We start from the raw sequence: 19764 nt of genomic DNA, 5'->3' as shown, positions 1-19764 counted from the left end.
CGTGCTCCACAATTCTTTTTTTGCATCTCATAACGCAGTCCGGCGTTGATCGCATTGTAGGAAGGATTCCGTTTGAGCTCACGTGAAATCGTGGACGGCTGTCGTCCGAGATGCTGAGCGATCTTTCGCATTGAAAATCCAAAGTTTCTATTTTGACTCTTTCTGATGTGGTAAGATGAACATAGCTCATAACGAATCCTCCGTTGAATTTGGTGTGGTAACTCTATTCTACACGAGGTCGGTATGGGTTTTTTTGTGTTTTCAGCTAGGTGTTGCACTTAATATTACAATTCGTTAGACATTAAAAAATGTCATTTTCAAAAAGTATCTTCTACCATATATTATATATTTCATAATACATTTTTGGGATTTTTTATACCTGTTACTTTAATGTTTTATTTAGTTGCACAAGATGGACGCCTTAGTTCGAAAATAAGAACTGCGCTTCATATGAAAGACGATTAGAAAATCGATGAACTGTAAGCATAAAATCCTGTAAAGCGGTATTCCTTACTTAGGTAAAGAATATCGAGACATCTGAAAATGTCAAAAGATGACTCCGGTTCAATACCGAAGCCACCTCATAGTAACGAAAAAGTTAAAACGACTTTTTTAAAGCGTCCATTTGTTAGGCTGTACTCACATGTACCGTTTTCGTTCGAAGAACTTTCCTTCGATCCATGTCCAAATCCGAATTGCTAGGTAAACATCAATTATGCCAATGATTAATGTAACAACAATCATGAGAACACCACTGTATTCAAAAACGAGTAGAGGATGCAAAATTGTAAAAACGACACTCAAAAGAATTGGAATTGTGATACCCATCCAAATAGAATTAAACAATAGTGCCTTCCACATCCAAATCATTCCTTTACTTAGAAATAGATTGTTTAAGTTTAGCATGTGATAAACGGAAAATGTGAAGTATGTGTAGATGCTTTAATAGCACAACCGCTAGAACTCAAAATATGGTTAAAAGAAGATGTGCTACGAATCCTTCAAAGCAATCCATCGAAGAGTTTGAGGAGTTTTTTATTTTTATATTTCTTCGCATAATCAATGACCGTTTTCCCATTGTATCCTGATGATTTGAATCTACTCCGTACTGTAGCAACACTTGAACGACCTTAGCGTGATCCTAACTAACTGCTAACATCAAAATATGCCTCATTTGGATTGAACGGATGTATAGGTACAGGTATTCCTCTTTCTTACAGTCCTTCCTCGAAATCTCTATAAATCAATATCCAATTTAGTTGATATATTCCATTTTGATTACAATTTTAATTTAAAACACTTTTATGTAAGCGTTATCATTATACTGTATACGGTACTTATTCTTTATTTAGGAGTTGAATTAAATGGATACGGTCATCAGTCACTATTCGAAATTCAAATGTCCACGTTGTCGCGAGAAATTCAAGGATGAGATTCTCATTGAAGATTTACATAGTGTAGCGTACGAAAACCGGCGCTTAGGTCTCGAAATCCAGTATGACTTTTCTTCGGAAGTCGCTTGTCCGAACTGCCACCATCAATGGCTCATTGAAGGCAACGTCTGGGAGTATCCTGAAGGTGTCATCGATGCCATCGAACTATAATGCGATCAACACGAAACACTTCCCTTTTTCTCAAGTGCACTACATATGAAGTGTTGCCTTGATGTACACTATCGATAATACAGAACGTGTACTTCGGAGGTGTTCGCAATTGAAAAGTAAACTTTTATTTTTACTGCTATTTTCGATCGTCTGTCTAGCAGGGTGTAGTGATTACGATCAAGACGGAAATACGACGAGTGAGGAAGCAAAAAAGAAATACGATGTAGCCATCAATCAAGTCTTTAAATCTGAAAACCAGTACTTGAAGCAGCAACAGATCAACCAGCACCTAGAGCGAAACACTGATGAAACGGGCGTCATCGTCTATGAGGATCAAGATTTAATCGAAATCTATTACGATCAATCATCTGATAGAGAAAGAGCCATTTATCAGAAAAAAGGATCGACTTACGCGCGGAAGACGTATTCGAAACAAATCAACCGTAAAATCGATGCCTCTGAAAAAAAATACCTTGAGAACATTGGAATCAAGTAATTCTAATCCTATAAGGCTGATTTGTTAATTGTCTAAATGGTCGATGACTCTATTATTTAATGGAGTCATCGACCATTTTCGTGTTTTCTTACCTTTCTCTTTCCTTCATCTGTTTTAGGGCACAGTTCAGGGGGTATTTTTTAATATTTAGTTTAAGGTGGGAATTACTGATGGAAAGAACCGTATCAATCATTATTCCTGTATACAATAAGGCGACATATCTCTCAACTTGTATCGCATCGATCCAAGAACTCTTGCTCGATCACTCAACAATCGAAGCGATTTTCGTTGATGATGGTTCGACGGATGAATCGTTATCGATTCTCCACACGGCTGCACAAACGATGGATTTCATTCGCATCATCGAACTTCCTGAAAATACGGGCAGTCCTGCACAACCGCGAAACGTCGGAATTGAAGAAGCGACAGGTACCTACGTCACGTTCTTAGATGCTGATGATCGTCTCGATCCAGTCGGATTCCCTCAACTCGTCGCACAAGCCGCTTCGCATGATGCCGATATCGCATTCGGTCAAACGATCAAACATACCAACACGTCGATTCAAAAGGTTGGTCGCTTTGCATCGTTTACGACAGCGAATCAGCTTGTTCCGTATGAAATCGACAAAGTGTTCCGCGCGGTCGGACCTCCGGGGAAAATCCTGAAGCGCTCCGTCTTGCTTGAACATAACATCCGGTTCAGCCCGATGCAGTACGGTGAAGATAAACTCTTCTTCTTTGAAGCCATCTCGAAATGTCAAACGGCTTCGATGAATCCGGCACCGGTCTATCACGTCAATCGTTTCGCGATGAATGATTCGCTTGTCGGACAAACCAATATTTTCGAAAAGACGACCTTCAATTTACAAGTGCTTGAGAAAACGCTCGAACTTGATATTCCGGCAGTCGCTAAAACGCATGCTTTGAGTCGGTTGATCGAGATGGACTTCCTCTCCCGACTGTTCAACAACAAGCGTTTCCTTGAGCATCCACAACAACAAACCTTTTTTGATCTGTTCCGCGAGATGATTGGCGTCTTTGAATGCCATGATGCAGATCCAGCGGATTTCATTTTCGATGACATCTTCCAAAAACAGTACGCCTTGCTTCAGCAAAAAGATTATGACAGCTTCGTCGCCTTCATCACGCTACTCGTCCAAAAGCATAAAGCCCGGCGATATGTATCAGAGAATCGTCTCTATTACCAGATGCCAGAATCGTTGCATCATCTCGGACCTGTCCTTGAGCCATTCTTTGCTACGTATGCAGGCACCCGTCTCGTTGATGGTGTCTTCTATGAAGTCGTACAATTACTCAAAGACGACACGTCTTCGGTCGATCAAGTTCTCTTAATCGCACCCAACGATGAAACAACGGAGACCGACGTTCCGTTCCATATCGATGAGAACGAACTGTTCATTCCGACCGAGGCACTCGAACCGCGTTCAGATCCATTCCAATTGATGCTGATCCATGACGACTATCATCCGTTCGTCGTCCGGATGACGTTACCGAGTAGTGTCGACGAAATGCATTTGCATTATCAACAGCTTAAAGTCGAATTTCGTCCCGAGGAACAAAAATCACCGTTACAGAAAATCGACGCGACGAAGTATCATATCGAAGCACCGACGCAAGTCGTCGTACTCGAGAAATCATTGAGCATGGAACGACTGGTTTTATCATTCCACCTGGAGACTCGTCAGCCTTTGCTGACGCAGCGATTCGCTTGATGGAACAACCATCCCTAAGACGTCAAATGGGCGAAGCCGCCTTGCATTCGGTTGAGCGTTTTTCGGATGATCTTTTCACGAAAAATTGGCTGATGCTTTTGAATCAGCTCGACGAATAGTTAGTCGACCTCCTCCCCTGTGAGGAGGTTTTTTTGTCTATCCACCAAAGTCCGCATTGTTTTTCAAATTTTAGGATGTTTTAGCTATTGATTATGATAGAATGCTAAGGGAAGATAACGCTTTCATAAAACATCTTTTAGTAGGAGGTTCCTTGATTCCATGCTGTTTAAATCTGCTCTCCGGGTGCTCCAATTTGGACATTCCGTACTTCCGAAGAAACAAAAAAAACTTAAACGATCGGCATTAAAAGAATCGTTACAGATTCAATCTTCGCCGACAGACTATACGCTATCCGGTCAATTGAATGATCCGTTGCTGACGATCACGTCCTTACGTATCCGCGATCGATCGCAAGAGACGGTCCTTGAAGTGCCGAACCAACTAGACGATCATCGCTTCACCTTTCAGCTGTCGCATTCAATCGTGTCTCAATTGAGTCAACATGTTGCTCAGATGCAAGAAGAGGCGGACGTTCCGACGATCGAAGAGGATGGTCTCGCTGAGATCGAGTCCGTCGAAGCCGATCAAGATACGCCCTATCCGATTGGTCGTTTTTCACTCTGGCTAACGTTCACAAAAAACGTCGAGCATCTCACACCGGAACAATTACAAAAATGGGAATCCGACGGGTTACCGAGCCATGCTACGCTCGACGCGACCGTCTTCACCCGCGAAATTCTGTTGGGGCGCTTTCTTGATACACAGATTCCTGCGCCTCTCGCGCCGTTGATGGATGAGACGTTCAACGAATTCGTCCAGTTGTATACGGACCTAAAAGGCAACCTGCGTCTGTTGCTGAACAAAGAACCGCAGACGAAGCCGAAGATTCAAATCGATGCGGTCCGTAATGAGACGAAGGCGACGACAGTCATCAGCGGAAAAGCCTTTACGCGTCATGCGTTCATCAAGACGGGACGGTTGCTCCTTGTTCACCGAGAGAGTGGCGATCAAGTCCCTATCTTAATCGATTGGTTGTACCAAAACGAGGTAAGTGCGAAAAAATTCGGATTGTATCGCTATCATTACACGGCGAAGATTCACTGGTCGCACCTCTATCAAGCAGCCCAATTGCAAGAAGGGGTTTATGATGCTTTCATCGCGCTCGATTTCTATCACCGATCAGAACCGAAATTACACCGTCTCGGTCGCGCCCGTTATATTACGCGTCAGCTGACACCGGAAGCGTTAGGGAAAGATGAGACGTCGACGATGCATATCATTCCGTACTACACGGTCGGTCACCGGAATCTATCATTTGAGATGACCGAGTTCACGAATGAAAATTACGCCTATCTGAATCATCTGATGACGTTTGCCCCGCTCTACCGGCTGTTTGCCGAGAAGAACACGTGGCTCGTCGGAGAACGTCCATATAAAGCGCAGGACAATGGTTACCACTTCTTCAAATACATGCGCGAGACCTATCCGGAGCGACCGGTCTATTACGTCATCGATCCGGCGTCGAACGAATATGCGCAAGTCGCTCCGCTCGGAAACGTCTTGCCGATCAAATCGAAGGAACACATCTATCACTCTTTGATGGCAAAGAAGGTCATCGGGACACACCACGCGGAATACTTGTATCCGCTTCGCTCGGAGCCGTTCAAACGCAAGATGCGTGCAGATCGTATCTTCATCCAACACGGGGTTCTCGGAACGAAGAACATGAACAATCAATACGGGAAATTTGCTGCTGCCTTCGACACGGATTTGTTCCTTGTCAGCTCGGAGCGGGAAAAACGACTCGTCACACAAGATATGGGATACGCTGAGCGCGAGGTCAAAATTACTGGCTTGTCTCGCTTTGATGCACTATTGAAAAATGACGTCCCGGTCAAACGTCAGATGCTCGTCATTCCGACGTGGCGGTCGTGGTTACAGACGCCACTCCAGTTCTTCGAATCAGAATACTATCAGCAGTACCAAGCGTTCCTATCGAGTGATCGTTTGCATGCGTACGCGAAACAGCATCGTCTCGAGATCGTTCTTTGCCTGCATCCGAACATGCAGCAATATTCGAGTCACTTCGAGAACTTACCGATCACGGTCATCCATCAGGGCGAACGCGATGTTCAAGGATTGTTAAAGGAGAGCCTCTTGCTCGTCACCGACTATTCGAGTGTCGCTTTTGACTTCAGTTTCTTAAAGCGACCGGTCCATTACCTGCAATTCGACCCGAAACGCTTCATCGGTCCTCTCGGTTCGTATCTCGATCTAGAAAACGAATTACCAGGTCGGATTTCAAAAACAATCGATGACTTGTTCGAGGATCTCGACGCGACGGCACGCCGTGATTTTAAGATGGCGGATGAATACAAACGACGCGCTGACGTCTTCTTGACGAAAACGGATACGACTTACTCTGATCAGGTCTATCAAACAATCGCTAATTATACGAAACAGACGAGTCTTTTAGAGAAGATTCAGACGAACGAGGCGGCGAACATCCTCTTTAAGGTCTATCGCCGAAGCCGGTTCTACTTCCCGACGATGAAGGCAGGATATCGACTCATGCAACGCGTCTTGCCGGTCGACCCGAAACTCGTTGTCTTCGAGAGTGGGCTCGGTAAACATTACGCGGACAGTCCGCGTTACATTTATGAGGAACTGAAGAAACAAGCACTCGGCTACAAAGTCGTCTGGATCTATAACAAGAAGCTTTATCTCGGTGATCCGAACGCAAAAGTCGTCAAACGCTTATCTCCTGCCTACTTCTATTACATGGCGACGGCGAAGTTTTGGGTCAACAATCAGAACTTCCCGCATTACATGACGCGGCGAAAAGAGACGACCTACATTCAGACATGGCACGGCACACCTTTGAAGAAGATGTTGTTTGACTTAGACGAGATCCATGGACGGGACGAAGGCTATGTCGAGCGTGTAACGAACGCGATCAAGCAATGGAGCGTCCTCTTGTCTCCGAGTCCCTATGCGACGAACATCTTTAGAAGTGCGTTCCAGTACGGGGGACCGGTCGTCGAATCTGGTTATCCGCGAAACGATCTCTTCTTTACGGCGAATAATGCGGCGACAATCGAACGGATCCGGACGCAGCTTCAACTGCCGGAAGACAAGAAAGTCATCTTGTATGCACCGACTTTCCGTGACCATCAGTCGCTTGGTAAAGGGAAGTTCTACTTCGACTATCCGTTTGATTTCGACCGGGTCGCGGAAGCGTTAGGCGATGAGTATGTCTTCTTGATTCGGACGCATGTGCTCGTCACGAAAAAGCCGATGATTCCAGCGCAGCACCGGGAACAGTTCATCGATGTGACGGCCTATCCGGACATTCAAGAACTGTACTTAATCACCGATCTACTGATCACAGACTATTCTTCTGTTTTCTTCGACTTCGCGAACATGAATCGTCCGATGATGTTCTATGCGTATGACCTTGATCTCTACCGCGATACGCTGCGCGGGTTCTACCTGGATTACTACAATGACCTTCCGGGACCGATCTTAGAAACGGAAGAAGCATTGCTTCATGCCTTATCGGACATTCCGCGTCTGACGAAAATGTATCAAGCGCAACTTGATGCATTCCGTGCGACGTATGGTCCGATGGAGGATGGGTTTGCCGCTTCTCGTGTCGTCGATGCGTACTTCAAAACGGATCAAACGATGCGCACTCAAACCCTTGAATTACTTGAACAACCAGACGGCAGTTATTCTGTTTGACCGATGATATGAAAAAACGGCTTGCACCCTTTTCTGGATGCAAGCCGTTTTACATATTTTATTCGTCCGTCGCTAATTTTTCTGCGAGGACCTCGTTGAGCTTTTTCTTAAACATCGGAGCAAAACTTTCCGCATACGTATTCGTCATATGGCTGTTATCGCGATAGATGACGACATTGCCGATAACGGGACGGTACTCGCCTTTGACGTGGAAGTAACGCGTCAAATCCAGCTTATGGAGCGACTGGTTCGTTTTTTCGAATTGTTTCCAATAGTCCTCATCCGTTTGATTCGGTTGCGCGTTCATCTGTTTCGTCGTATCAGCGATGCTCGTCGTCTCCAGTGCCTCGAGTACGTTAAAATCGTATCGTGGATTGTCCCGGAGTGCTAGCCCCTCAATCCCATACTCGTCCTTGACGTACTGCATCTGGTCGACCATTTGTTGATGGATGCTGTCTTTTGAAGCATCCGCTGCCGTCACGTGCGAGATAATCAAATCGACATCGGCATCTTTCAAATAGTTCAAGACGTTCTGATTCCAGATCCCTTTTAGCGAGTCCGGTTCATAGCCGGTTGAAAAACGTGTTCCTGACCGCGTCAGGTTGAGTAAACGGATGTCCGTCCCTTTGATTGCTTCATGTAAGGCACCGAACCATTGCTCCGAGTGCGAGCTACCGACGAGTGCGATCGTTGCTTTATAATCCTTCGTCTTCCCGTATTCGCCGACCTTCGCTTCCGTCTTTTGCAGCCCTTGGTTGCTACCATCCGTATGGACGAGGGGTAAGTCATTGAAGACGTTCGCATATGACGGGAATGGGGCTTGCTTCGGTACAGACAGTGCCTGTTCAATTGCTAAGGCACCCGGATATTTATTCTTACTGACGGCTTGTTTCAGCTCTTGTTCTTCCATATAAGCGAATCCGAGTAATGATCCGATTAACAAAACGTTGACCGTCAACAGCGCACCTAATTTCTTGAACGCTGTCCGATTGACGGTCGAAGTCCGGATCGGTTTTTCAATCCATTCCGTCATCAGATTCGATAAGCCGATCGACGAGACGATGATTAATGTGCCGACGAGCAGACTAGGTGTTTGTTGGACGTTGTAGCGATAGAACTCAAGCAGTACCCAGTGCCAGAGATAAATCCCGAAGGCAATCCCCCCAAGTTTGACCATTGGTTTAGATCCGAGGAACCGTTTTAATCCGAATCGTGTCTCTTGTGTTCCTGATAACACGATCATCAAGGCGCATGTCATTGGCCAGAGTGCGATGTAGCCAGGGAACATTTGCGAGACATTGAACAGGACACCAGTCGTTAGCAAGCCAAGCAGACCGATCCAACCGATGATCGTCGCTACCCACTTCGGGATACGAATCGCCGATAAGTTCACGCATAACAAACTGCCTAAGGCGAATTCCCAGACCCGTGTCGGCGTAATGAAATACGCCCATGGCTGATTGACTTCAGTCAGGTAGATCGAGTACGCGAGTGACGTGACGAACAAGAATCCAAGCAGACCATTGAGGACGGCTTTAATTGACCGAATCTGATATTTGTTCATCATCCATAAGATGAACGAAAACAAAACGAACCAAATCATATAAAATTGCCACTGGATCGATAGCGCCCAAAAATGTTCGACGGGTGACTTCATTTGCGTCACGTCCAAGTAATCAGTACTTGAGACGGCGAGTTGCCAGTTTTGATAAAAGAACATCGAGGCGACGACTTCACGAATCGTTTTACCGAGAATCGATGCTGGTAATAAAAACGTGCTTAATACCAAGACGACTCCTAAGATGAATAAAACCGATGGCAACAGTCGTTTCAGTAACTTTGTCACATACGGAAGGAACTTGAACTCTCCTGTCCGGTTGATCGTCGAGATGATTGATGTCGTGATTAAAAAACCCGAGATGACGAAGAAGACATCGACACCACCTGAGACACGATTGAACCAAATGTGATACATTGCGACGAGTAAGGCAGCTACCGTGCGTAGCCCTTCGATTTCTGGACGAAACCGGCTTTCAATATCAATCCGTTTCTGACCAGATACTTTCCATTCTTGCATGCTTCTATGTCCCTCCATCTACTTCTACACCTACGAAACCTGATGATTGCAGCGCATTTCTTGTACAGTTCGGTATGTACTCACCATTTCGAGAAAACGTTTCCATTCACTATGATAGAACATATTTCAAAAAATACAATGCCAATGAACTATATTGCCGTAAGAAACTTGGAAAATATGTAAAAGAAGTGCGTCGGTTACGAATTATGCTAGAAATCGATGCAAGTAGTCGTTAAAAATCCGTCGCATGACTTTCGGTGTGTTCTCGATATAGATCCGCATCTGTTCGACGTTTGCTTCGACAGCACCCTCGTTCTTCTCTTCTGTCGGAAAATCGGAGATGCCTTTGATGATGATACATTCGACAGCATTTTTCTGACAGATGTACGCGACAGCCCCCGCCTCCGTATCGGCAATCGTCAGACCGTTATCTCGCAGTTCGATATAGTCTCGCCACATGACGACAGCGCGATCAGCCGTTCCGATCGTTCCGTGATGAAAGTCGTTGCCATATTTTGAGACGTCGAGATTGACGATGAATGACGGTTTAATGAGTGGTTCAATCTCTTTGACCGTACAATCATATTGAACGGCACGATCTGGCACGATGATGTCAAGTACGTCGTACCTCGGTTCAATCCCGGCACACGTTCCGGCAACGATGACCTTCGTCAATGAGAAACGGAGAATCATATATTGATTCGCTCCGATGCCATTAACTTTTCGAACGCCCGTGCTGTAAAACAAGAGCGTTTCCCCATTCATCTCGCGCGTGAAGTATTCACCATACGGATAAGTGATTCTTTCCTCAGGCGAGACATGAAAATACGCAAGTGTCGCGTCAAACTCCCATGTGGTGGCGATGCTGATTCCAATCATCCTTCCTTACTCCTTTCGAGCATCCGCTAAAGACCGCTCTTTTTTTCATCTAATCGAATTGATGATGTGTACGATAAGTTATATTCCTTGTGTTTAAAAGAAAATTCGCTTAAATTAGTACCTAGTACTAAAACCAAGTATAACATCTTTTTACAGGGAGGAACCATTTATGACTGCATATCATGCTCGAGTAACAGCAATCGGCTCTTACGTTCCAAATCAAATTATGACGAACCATGATTTAGAGAAACTAGTAGAAACAAATGATGAATGGATAGTGCAACGAACAGGCATCAAAGAACGAAGAATCGCGGGTCAGACTGAATCGACAAGTGATCTTGCCTATCAAGCAGCCATGAATTTAAAACAGCGTTACAATACAGAATTTCAAGATGTTGATATGATCATCATCTGTACGATGACACCCGATTTTAAGACACCAAGTACTGCATCATTGGTACAAGCAAAACTCGGTATCAATCATGCGGGTGTAATTGATTTGAACGCCGCATGTGCAGGATTTACATACGGATTACACCTGGCGAACGGGTTAATTTCATCTGGTCTTCATAAAAAAATTCTCGTCATCGGAGCAGAAACACTCTCTAACATCACTGACTATGCCGATCGAAACACATGCATTTTATTTGGAGATGGTAGTGGAGCGGTTCTTGTGGAACGCGATGAAGTCCAGTCTGACTTTATTTCATTCTACTTGAACTCGGAAGGGGAAAAAGGAGCCAGTCTCTATTGCTCGAACTTGTCAAATCACTTGTTCGAAGATCCTATCATTCCCACTAATAAACTCATCCAAAATGGACGCGAAGTTTACAAGTGGGCGGTCAGCACGGTTCCACGTGGAATGAAACAAGTAGTGGATCAGGCATCGATGACTTTGGATCAAATCGATTGGTTCATTCCGCACAGTGCAAACCTACGCATGATTCAATCGATTTGTGAAAAAAGCAATGTTCCTTTTGATAAAGCGCTTTACAGTCTCATCCATTTCGGAAATACCTCCGCTGCATCCATTCCCTTATCTTTAGATATAGGTGTTACCGAAGCGAAAATCAAAACGGGTGACTTGCTTCTATTATATGGATTCGGTGGCGGTTTGACACAAGCTGGATTACTAATGAAATGGAGTCTGTGATTCATACAAGGAGGAAGTACAGATGCACCGTACTTCCTCCTTGTTTTTAATTCTGATGATGGACAAGCGTGGTAATATCCAGCCATTCATAGGCTTCATCTTTAACCGTGACATTCCCAAAACGACTCTGGCGATGATCTATGTATTTACCTCCGAGTCGTTTGTAAAATGCTCGTCCCGGCTCATTCTTTTTCATCACCCAAACCAGCATCGAGGAGACCTCTGCTTTCAGGAAATGAGCAGCGATAGTCGCCATCAATTTTTTGCCGATCCCTAAACCGTGCGCTTCAGGTAATATATAGAGGGCAGATAACTCGCCTATCCGTACTCCATCATCAGCATGAATCTGAGCTGCTGCGAATCCCACTGTGATTCCCTGTTCGTTCAATACCACATATAGGAACGTATCTTGTGAGGAATCGTTCAAAAACTGTGTCCATTTTTGTTCAGCTCGTTGAACCGAGAGTTGTGTCAAATATACATCAGGTACTAAACCGGCGTATGTCGTCCTCCACGTATCAACGTAAATTTTTGCTATTACCTTCATGTCTTTGGACGTGGCTAAACGTATATTCAAGAATTTCATCTCCCTAGCATCGGTAGCTCATAGTACTACCATTATTTTCTCATTCACCTATCTTAGTCCCAAACCCGCACACGCTCAATGTCTGCTGTTCTCAAATAATCGAGTAGCTGTCCTGTATGCACTGCTTCATGATAAGCAATTCGCAACAGCATATCACCAAGCGAACGGACATAACCTGATTCGGAACGATCAATCTGGACCGTCGCTAAATCTGATTCCGGTAGTCGCCCGACATATGTCATGAATTCCTCCCGATAGACCTCCGCAAAGTCTAGCTCCTCTTGCACGGATACGAAGTCACGCCCTTCAAACGGAGACTCATACGACGATAGACTGCCTCCATTTTGTAAGGCTAAGTAATAATAATACTCGCTATCTAACACATGACGAATCATTTCCAAACACGTCATGGCGTTCTCATCCGGTTTCCAGTTCAGCTTATCTTCAGGAATCGAGCACCAGACTTTGATGCTTCTTCTTCTCACTTCATTTAAATTCCATACCATCCAATCTTTTGCGTTCATGATGTATCCTTCCTTTCGATGACGAATAAGTGTTCTCCTATCTCTATTTTGACAAAGCGATTTGAAAGTCCTTTTAAAAATAAAAACAGGAAGCCTCCGCAGATGTTTCCTGTTGTCGTCAATCGCTCACTTATTTTCTTTCTCAGACAATGCATCAATCTCTTTTTGTCTTAAAATCTCCGCAATCTGATGGTGGTCATTATCAAGTGCTGCACCACGTGCTGTCCGCCCGTCTTCATTTCGATGGAGTGGATCGGCTCCATAAGAGAGAAGTAAACGGACAATCCGTTCATAACCGTAAGCACTCGCTAATGCAAGGACTGCCGTATCGCCATCCGCGACGTTTTCCGCCTCGATGTCGGCTCCCGCCTTTAGAAGCACTTTGACCGCTTTCGGATGATTATTTCCGACTGCGAGATACAGCGGCGTGAATCCATCTAATCCGACAGCATCAACCTCTGCTCCCGCTTCAAGTAACAGTTTGACTTTTTTAGCCTTGCCTTCTTGCGCTGCGTAATGTAGCGGCGTCACCCCAGCTCCATCATCGGTCCGTTGATGTAACAACTCCACATTCTGCGCTAGTTTCCGTAAGACTTTTTTATTGCCGGATCGCCCCGCTACTAAGTGAAGCGCTGAGAAGCCGTACTCATTTAAATCATGATGGGCACCCCGTTTGATCAACAGCAACGCAATGTCCGTCTTTTGATCATACAGCGCAATATGCAGCGGTGACATCCCGTCTTGATTTGGAAGATTCACATCCGCTCCATGATCGAGCAACAATTCGACGATCCGCAAGTATCCTTCCTGAATCGCCCAATGAAGTGCCGTAAACCCTTCTTCATCCAGTTCGTTCAGATCGTCACCACGTTCGATGCAGCGCATTACTTGTTTTCGTTTGCCCAAAAAAGCAGCATCTTGGATGGATCGTTTCGTCATGTCCGTTCGCCCCTCACCTGTTCCATTGTCCTCCTCATTTTACAACAAGAACCTGTTATAATGCGCGAAAACCATCCTACTTGAGGATGGTTTCGACGATAATTCAGCAGGGTTAGACTCATCGCTTATCAGTCGTTCGACCAAAAACACGAATATAATAGCTGATAGGATTCCAACTACGCCTGGTAAGACCGAAACGATGGAGTCATTGAAAAAGGATGTTGGAATGAGAAATTTGAGGATCCACCTCACACTATTGAGAAATGCAAGGGATATTAATAAAATTTAGAAGACCGTCGATTTCTCGACACCTGCAAAAAATGGACGTCCTGCGCTATTCGCTTTCTTTATACCTAGCCAAGATAACATTTTCATCTTCACCGTTCTGAAAAAATCAAAATCATTTGGCTATTCAAAACAAGATCTGATTACTATTCTGTGACTTTATTGCCAAGTCGATAAGTTTAAATCAAACAAAATTGCTACCGCTTGCTGGTGCTCATTTAAAAATAAGAATTGATAATTACGTGTATCCAAAAATAATGATTTCGTTTTACTTGATATTGGTACATTTAAATATAACTTTTGATGGATATGCATCACCTGATTCGAATCTAATTGAAAGTTAATCTTTACGACTTCAGGAGATTTTTTCAAAACAAACTTACTCAGTACATCTTGATTCATATTTGCAGCAAAACTAAACGTCGGTTGATGTTTCAGGTGTTTGAATACTGTATACAGCCTTTTCGATAATTTCATCTTCATTAGCAAATCTACTTGATCGCCATTCGAAAACGTTATGTTTAATGCTGATCTCGAGACCTCTTTGCCATTGATTTCAGTTACAACCTCATCCAGTGACTCAGACTTTTGCTTCAGATTTTTAGCTATACCGACTGCTCGTTCATTCTTCAAGTGAGATGTTATTCCGATTAACATACAAATCACTAAAAGACTAAGTAGTAACACATATCTTTTTTTACGTAACAATGTCGTGTCTCCTATAGTTTATATGTTTGTATAAATATCTTATTTACTACATTAGCCTAACATTTTTACTTCTCATCATGATTACCATCTCAACGAATCAAGTAAAAGAAATTATCAAATAAATAGCCATTCCATCTCTTTTATCAGAGGAAGTCCATAATTGCGAAATGAACTGACTAGAAAAAACCACCCTGCATCATGTCAGGGTGGTTCGTCATTTAAATATCTAGTGTCTTGATGAAAGCTTTCAGCTCGTCACGCATCTCTGCATCTTTCAACGCATATTCGATCGTCGTCTTGACGAAACCGAGTTTCTCTCCGACGTCATAACGGTTACCCTCGAAATCATACGCATAGACTTGGCTATCCGCATTCAATCGCTCAATCGCATCCGTTAATTGAATCTCACCGCCTGCCCCTTCTCCTTGATTCGCTAGATAATCAAAGATATCCGGTGTCAGCACGTAACGTCCCATGATCGCGAGGTTCGATGGTGCTTTGCCCGGAGCCGGTTTTTCGACGAATTTCTTCACGTCATACAGTCGTCCGTTTTGTGAAACAGGATCGATGATGCCGTAACGATGCGTATCTTCGGGACGGACTTCTTGTACACCGATGACTGATTTTTCCGTCTGCTCGTAGACGTCCATCAATTGTTTGATTGCGGGATCATCCGACTCGACGATATCGTCCCCGAGTAAGACTGCGAACGGTTCGTTCCCGATGAATTGTTTTGCCGTCAAAATGGCGTGCCCGAGACCTTTTTGTTCTTTTTGGCGGACATAGAAGATGTTCGCGAGGTTCGTCGAGAATTGAACCTTCTCGAGTAATTCCGTCTTCCCAGAGTTCTCGAGCGTGATCTCGAGTTCTTTTTGGTTATCAAAATGATCTTCGATGGCCCGTTTGTGTTTACCTGTGACGATGATGATATCTTCGATGCCGGCTTTTGCCGCTTCTTCGACGATATACTGGATCGTCGGTTTATCGAGAATCGGTAACATCTCTTTTGGCATTGCTTTTGTCGCAGGCAAGAAACGTGTCCCGAGTCCTGCTGCTGGAATAATGGCTTTCGTGATTTTCTTCATAACGTTCATCCTCTTCATCGTTCAAGTAGTAGGTTTAGTTTAGTTGCTCAATTCTTCTAGTAATCGTTCGTAGTTCTTTACAGCCGTCTCGAGGTACAGTGATGGCTTCGTCTCAACGCGCTCGAGTGGTCGTTCGACGAGTTGCACCATCGCGGCAGCAAAAGCTTCCATATCGTTCGCTGGAACAAGGTAGCCGTTCTCGCCGTGGGCGATGATTTCGCGTGGTCCGTATTTGACGTCATAAGAAATGACCGGACAGCCGACATTGATACTTTCCATGACCGTCAGTCCAAATCCTTCAAATTCGCTCGTCAACAATGAGGCTTTCGATTCCCGGAACACTTCTGCCGGATTCGACGTGAAGCCGTGGATTTCGATATCGTCCTCTAAGCCGAGTTTCTCGATCAAACTCTCCATCATCGCCAGTTGCCCTTGTTCGTCCATGCCGTAGAGCACAAGCTTCGTCGCGTGACCTGACTGTTTGAAAAGTGCGTAACTCTTGATTAAATGATCCATCTGCTTTTGCAGACCGAATCGACCGATGAAACAGAATTGATCCTTGACCTGTTCGCGTCGTTTCGTTTGTTCTGGAACGATAAAGTGTGGAATGATGGAAATCTTCTCTTCCGGGATGTTATACCGTTCTAAGATGTCTTCTTTTTGGTGATTCGTCAGACTGATGAAACGTGTCACTTTATCGGATTCCGAGAACATCGTCGTATATGATCCTTTGACGGTCGAACCATCCAAGTGTGAGTTGTGGATGACCATGATTCGTTTGACATCTGCTTTGATGTTGAGAATCGAGCGGTCCAGTAAACGCGCATCGACGAACAAGACATCACCGTCTTTAAACAATCGATTGAAGTAATACTCAAATAAGTCCTTCTCTTTTTTGAACGCTTTGTACATTCTGCCGTTGCGGTATAACTGAATCAAGATGAGCTTCGGGCGCGCCATTTCATTGTAGAACTTCTTACAATAGACATTGCCTTCCGAATCATATAGCTCTTCCATCATCTTTCCATGATGGACCGGCGAATAAATCGTCTTCCGGTGCAATTGACCGTAGACGTTATATTCCCAGCGCTCGACTTTTTTACGTGAAGCGTTCGTCATGAAATCCTCGAATTCGACGACTTGCGTTTCAGGGTAAAATTTACGATAGAGGACATACTCATCTTCCTCATCATAATAACGAACGGCGTCACTGTTTTTTTTCTCGACGCTTTTCAATCCTTCGATTTCGCGCTCCGTTTCTTTGATGATCGGTTTGTTACGAAAACGAGTCGTTGGAATACTTAACAATTTGTAATCTGATAGCCAATCGTAGATATTTTCAAATTGTACTTTCGGACCGACCTTCTCTTCTGTTCGGAATAATTCGTAGACTTCCATGTAGTTGGCATTGTAGTTCGTCGTAACGATTGTTGAACCCGCGCCAAGTTCTTGTTCCATGAGCGCGATTCGACTCAATAACGACTTCGTTCTACCACCGTGTTTTGGTGGTAATGTCGATGTTACCGTATACAGCATCTGTCATTACTCCCCTTCACCCTTCAAGATTGATCCCTGTTTTTTTTCTGTGAGTTCAACCTCTATATATAGCCGACTTTGCTTTTTCATAAACCTCTTGCGATACTAGTCGCATTTACCAATACAGTTTCTACTTATCTCCTTTTTTACGAATAAAGTCAATCGGTTTTGCATAATATCCTATCATTGTCATGGTTCTGCAACCAATGATCTGTCGAAGATACGGTAACGTCTGTCTTTTCCCAATATCCTTCAGCCAGTAGACTATACTGCATTGGTTTCAAATCAATCTACATCTTTGCAGAAATCGGAAGATATTGTATGGTAAGTGATGTTGTTTAAGAACGACTGAATCAGAGTATGAAAGGAAGCCATGCACCAATGAAAATCACTTGTCGTGATCATACGTTTTTTATCGAGAATCTTCCGCACCAAAGCCTACAGTTATCGATCAATGAACAACTGATACCACTCCAAAAAATAGAGACAGCCTTTGTGCTATCGATTGATACATTGCTCGATATCTTCAAAAAAAAGAATCATCCTGTTAAATTCGTCGATGAATCCGGAACACCAATCTCGTTCAAACATCTTTCTGAGCCACTAGTCATCGCACCGAATAGTTACATCAAACAAAGGAAACATTCCTACTTCATTTTCATCGACCAAGACGATGAGCTCAGTCTGATCTATAACAAAAAACCGTCCATCATGAATTTTTATGATCAAGACGTCCTATTTGAGGGCATCACTCGTCAAGACGACGTCCTTCTATTGAAGTTTTCGTTTCACTCGAAGTATTTCGAAGTAGAACAGCCGAGTTGTTTCATTAAGTTCAGACATCTGGAACAAAAAATCACCCTGCCGATTGAACGCTTCAGCGTCACACCAGTTGATGCTCGTCGCTTCAAGACAGAGGTCGAAGCCGTGATCGAACCAGAACTTGTCAATCAATTGCTTGGTGACCAGTATGACTACGAAATCCTTAATGTAAACATCTACGACCTATTGTTTGGCTTTTCGATTCGTGAGATGCCGATTTCTGGTTTTACACCTCGGATTCGCCACTTTAAAAATCACCCAGAACTCTTGAACGATGAGCACTGGTTGCCGTTTAATGATCAATACGATGTGCTAGTCCGCCCCTATTCAACCGTGTCGGAACGTCTTGCGATGCGTCTGATCCCAGTACCGGTCGAGACTGTCGAGTATTACGCAGACCCTCACCCGTTACTTAGACTGGACCCTAAGAAGAAGACGATTATCTGTTTTGAATATCCGGATAAAGCACAAGATAACGGGATGATTTTCTTCAAGTATCTCGTCGACCAGCATCAGAAGCGCTTCAATATCTTCTACATCATCAGTCGGTCGAGTCCGGATTTTAAAATTCTTGCCGGATATGAGAATCATATCGTGTTCTATAAATCTCCGGAGAATATCGAGGTCGTTCAGGCTGCGGACGTTTTATGTCATACGCATTCATCGAGTTATGCCTTACCGTTTGCTACCTATCATATGGAAGCACTGATTCAAACGAAACAAAAGCTGTTCTTGCAACACGGTGTCATCGGGTCAAAAGATGTCAGTCATCTTTATGGAAAAAAGATGCCGCATCCATTTACCGACTTATTCGTAGTATCCTCGGAGCGGGAGAAACAGCTCATCGCCCGCGATTACGGTTTTCATCCTGACGAAATCATCGTGACAGGTCTTGCCCGATTCGATCAATTGATCACGGAACGATCACGTTGGCTCAAGCGATATAAGAATCGGAAAAAGCTCTTGATCATGCCGACGTGGCGACCGAAACTTGATACGTATCCAGACGAACAGTTCATGGAAAGTGACTATTATCAAGAGTTTCAAGCCTTGATCACGGACGAACGGTTGAAAGGCTTAGTGATGGACAACAAGGTTGAAGTCTCGTTCTACCTTCATCGCAATTTCCAAAAATTCAGCTACTTGTTCCACTCGGACTTCGTCGATGTCATCAGTCAGGATGCGTTCACAGTCAAGGAGCTACTTGAAAATCATCATGTGTTGATTACCGATTATTCGAGTGTCGGTCTCGATTTTTCCTTGATGCACAAAAAGGTCATCTACTACCGCCCACCTGTCTTAGTTGGCGAAGATAACGCCGGCGAATCGACGGATTTGTTACCAGGAGACGTCATCGAAACAAGAGACGCCTTGATGGAATCACTACGCGAATCGAAAATGCCTAAAAAGTTCAAACGTCATCTCAACCATATCTATGCCTTTGACGATACAAAAGCAAGTAAACGGATTTTCGAAGCGATGCAACACCATTTTCAGCTATAACAAATGGAGCTGACTCAAAAAAGAATGACG

At 44.2% G+C, this 19764-nt stretch carries 16 protein-coding genes and 1 pseudogene; 7 read left to right on the top strand and 10 right to left on the bottom strand.

The features are described 5' to 3' along the window. Together B3M90_RS10445 and B3M90_RS10440 are read right to left on the bottom strand one after the other, a co-directional pair. Positions 1-190: pseudogene (locus B3M90_RS10445) on the bottom strand (helix-turn-helix domain-containing protein); the annotation flags it as partial. Between the two features lie 449 nt (positions 191-639). Continuing rightward, entirely contained in the window at positions 640-828 is a 189-nt protein-coding gene (locus B3M90_RS10440) for a hypothetical protein (protein ID WP_290784004.1), read from the bottom strand. Between the two features lie 536 nt (positions 829-1364). Here B3M90_RS10440 and B3M90_RS10435 point away from each other — a divergent pair. The 5 genes from B3M90_RS10435 to B3M90_RS10420 all read left to right on the top strand — a co-directional run bounded on the left by B3M90_RS10435 (position 1365) and on the right by B3M90_RS10420 (position 7637). Continuing rightward, the gene (locus tag B3M90_RS10435) at positions 1365-1604 is read left to right on the top strand and encodes a hypothetical protein (protein WP_290784002.1); all 240 of its coding nucleotides are present in this window, start codon (positions 1365-1367) and stop codon (positions 1602-1604) included. A gap of 109 nt (positions 1605-1713) precedes the next feature. Then, positions 1714-2100 carry a hypothetical protein gene (locus B3M90_RS10430; RefSeq protein WP_290784000.1) on the top strand — a complete coding sequence of 129 codons (387 nt, stop codon included), beginning with the start codon at positions 1714-1716 and terminating at the stop codon, positions 2098-2100. Positions 2101-2270: 170 nt separating this feature from the next. Next, positions 2271-3833, top strand: coding sequence for a glycosyltransferase family 2 protein (locus B3M90_RS10425; protein WP_290783998.1), 1563 nt, complete (start codon positions 2271-2273; stop codon positions 3831-3833). Beyond that, on the top strand, positions 3755-3952 hold the full coding sequence (locus B3M90_RS14555) for a glycosyltransferase (protein ID WP_396201172.1): 198 nt from the start codon (positions 3755-3757) through the stop codon (positions 3950-3952). Before B3M90_RS10425 ends, B3M90_RS14555 begins: the two co-directional genes overlap by 79 nt. A 160-nt stretch (positions 3953-4112) precedes the next feature. Continuing rightward, positions 4113-7637, top strand: a complete 3525-nt coding sequence (locus B3M90_RS10420) for a CDP-glycerol glycerophosphotransferase family protein (protein ID WP_290783996.1) — start codon at positions 4113-4115, stop codon at positions 7635-7637. 58 nt (positions 7638-7695) lie between these two features. Here B3M90_RS10420 and B3M90_RS10415 read toward each other — a convergent pair whose 3' ends face one another. Next, entirely contained in the window at positions 7696-9714 is a 2019-nt protein-coding gene (locus tag B3M90_RS10415) for an acyltransferase family protein (protein ID WP_290783994.1), read from the bottom strand. A 204-nt stretch (positions 9715-9918) separates the two neighbouring features. After that, complete coding sequence (locus B3M90_RS10410) at positions 9919-10593, bottom strand: permease (RefSeq protein WP_290783992.1); 675 nt, start codon at positions 10591-10593, stop codon at positions 9919-9921. A 169-nt stretch (positions 10594-10762) separates the two neighbouring features. Between B3M90_RS10410 and B3M90_RS10405 the strand changes: the two genes are divergently transcribed. After that, positions 10763-11746: a ketoacyl-ACP synthase III gene (locus B3M90_RS10405; RefSeq protein WP_290783990.1), complete on the top strand. Its 984-nt coding sequence runs from the start codon at positions 10763-10765 to the stop codon at positions 11744-11746. Between the two features lie 46 nt (positions 11747-11792). Here B3M90_RS10405 and B3M90_RS10400 read toward each other — a convergent pair whose 3' ends face one another. The 6 genes from B3M90_RS10400 to B3M90_RS10375 all read right to left on the bottom strand — a co-directional run bounded on the left by B3M90_RS10400 (position 11793) and on the right by B3M90_RS10375 (position 17409). Further along, positions 11793-12323, bottom strand: a complete 531-nt coding sequence (locus B3M90_RS10400) for a GNAT family N-acetyltransferase (protein WP_290783988.1) — start codon at positions 12321-12323, stop codon at positions 11793-11795. 62 nt (positions 12324-12385) lie between these two features. Further along, the gene (locus B3M90_RS10395; protein WP_290757038.1) at positions 12386-12856 is read right to left on the bottom strand and encodes a DinB family protein; all 471 of its coding nucleotides are present in this window, start codon (positions 12854-12856) and stop codon (positions 12386-12388) included. A 126-nt stretch (positions 12857-12982) separates the two neighbouring features. Beyond that, positions 12983-13795 carry an ankyrin repeat domain-containing protein gene (locus B3M90_RS10390; protein WP_290783986.1) on the bottom strand — a complete coding sequence of 271 codons (813 nt, stop codon included), beginning with the start codon at positions 13793-13795 and terminating at the stop codon, positions 12983-12985. Positions 13796-14239: 444 nt separating this feature from the next. Then, complete coding sequence (locus B3M90_RS10385) at positions 14240-14788, bottom strand: hypothetical protein (protein ID WP_290783984.1); 549 nt, start codon at positions 14786-14788, stop codon at positions 14240-14242. 218 nt (positions 14789-15006) lie between these two features. Then, positions 15007-15873, bottom strand: coding sequence for a UTP--glucose-1-phosphate uridylyltransferase GalU (gene galU, locus B3M90_RS10380; RefSeq protein ID WP_290783982.1), 867 nt, complete (start codon positions 15871-15873; stop codon positions 15007-15009). A gap of 39 nt (positions 15874-15912) precedes the next feature. After that, positions 15913-17409 (bottom strand): glycosyltransferase, encoded by a 1497-nt coding sequence (locus B3M90_RS10375; RefSeq protein WP_290783980.1) that lies wholly within the window; start codon positions 17407-17409, stop codon positions 15913-15915. Positions 17410-17790: 381 nt separating this feature from the next. On the opposite strand from B3M90_RS10375, the gene B3M90_RS10370 reads away from it, so the two are divergent. Beyond that, positions 17791-19734 (top strand): CDP-glycerol glycerophosphotransferase family protein, encoded by a 1944-nt coding sequence (locus B3M90_RS10370; protein ID WP_290783978.1) that lies wholly within the window; start codon positions 17791-17793, stop codon positions 19732-19734. Positions 19735-19764 lie beyond the last annotated feature (30 nt).

This window comes from Exiguobacterium sp. UBA6309, from assembly GCF_002439205.1.
GTDB lineage: Bacteria > Bacillota > Bacilli > Exiguobacteriales > Exiguobacteriaceae > Exiguobacterium_A.
Note: the sequence above shows the minus strand (reverse complement) of the source record. Positions and strands in the feature narration are given on the sequence as shown.

Excerpts from the sequence above, each read along its gene's own strand:
- B3M90_RS10440 (WP_290784004.1), bottom strand. The coding sequence starts at position 828 with ATGGGTATCACAATTCCAATTCTTTTGAGTGTCGTTTTTACAATTTTG.
- B3M90_RS10435 (WP_290784002.1), top strand. The coding sequence starts at position 1,365 with ATGGATACGGTCATCAGTCACTATTCGAAATTCAAATGTCCACGTTGT.
- B3M90_RS10425 (WP_290783998.1), top strand. The coding sequence starts at position 2,271 with ATGGAAAGAACCGTATCAATCATTATTCCTGTATACAATAAGGCGACA.
- B3M90_RS10420 (WP_290783996.1), top strand. The coding sequence starts at position 4,113 with ATGCTGTTTAAATCTGCTCTCCGGGTGCTCCAATTTGGACATTCCGTA.
- B3M90_RS10415 (WP_290783994.1), bottom strand. The coding sequence starts at position 9,714 with ATGCAAGAATGGAAAGTATCTGGTCAGAAACGGATTGATATTGAAAGC.
- B3M90_RS10410 (WP_290783992.1), bottom strand. The coding sequence starts at position 10,593 with ATGATTGGAATCAGCATCGCCACCACATGGGAGTTTGACGCGACACTT.
- B3M90_RS10405 (WP_290783990.1), top strand. The coding sequence starts at position 10,763 with ATGACTGCATATCATGCTCGAGTAACAGCAATCGGCTCTTACGTTCCA.
- B3M90_RS10395 (WP_290757038.1), bottom strand. The coding sequence starts at position 12,856 with ATGAACGCAAAAGATTGGATGGTATGGAATTTAAATGAAGTGAGAAGA.
- B3M90_RS10390 (WP_290783986.1), bottom strand. The coding sequence starts at position 13,795 with ATGACGAAACGATCCATCCAAGATGCTGCTTTTTTGGGCAAACGAAAA.
- galU (WP_290783982.1), bottom strand. The coding sequence starts at position 15,873 with ATGAAGAAAATCACGAAAGCCATTATTCCAGCAGCAGGACTCGGGACA.
- B3M90_RS10375 (WP_290783980.1), bottom strand. The coding sequence starts at position 17,409 with ATGCTGTATACGGTAACATCGACATTACCACCAAAACACGGTGGTAGA.
- B3M90_RS10370 (WP_290783978.1), top strand. The coding sequence starts at position 17,791 with ATGAAAATCACTTGTCGTGATCATACGTTTTTTATCGAGAATCTTCCG.